At 64.7% G+C, this 255-nt stretch carries 1 protein-coding gene; it reads right to left on the bottom strand.

Going from position 1 to position 255, the window contains the following annotated elements:
* Positions 1–255, bottom strand: a 255-nt coding sequence (locus AMS65_RS00410; protein ID WP_277620053.1) for a CoA-transferase, incomplete at both ends; no start/stop codon positions are given.

Raw genomic sequence — 255 nt, 5'->3', positions numbered from 1 at the left:
GTCGGAGATGATGCGATCAACTACTCCAACTCCCGTAAGCGGCAGGTCGCACTCGGCGACGATCTTGGGCGACCCGTCCTTCGCGACGTGATCGGTGATCACGATCACCCGCGGTGTTCCGGCGACGAGATCCATAGCGCCGCCCATGCCCTTCACGAGCTTGCCCGGGATCGTCCAGTTCGCGAGATCACCGTTGCCCGCAACCTGCAGCGCGCCGAGGATCGCGGTCTGTACGTGACCGCCGCGGATCATGCC

It is taken from the genome of Leucobacter celer subsp. astrifaciens (genome assembly GCF_001273835.1).
GTDB classification, from domain to species: Bacteria; Actinomycetota; Actinomycetes; order Actinomycetales; family Microbacteriaceae; genus Leucobacter; species Leucobacter celer.
Note: the sequence above shows the minus strand (reverse complement) of the source record. Positions and strands in the feature narration are given on the sequence as shown.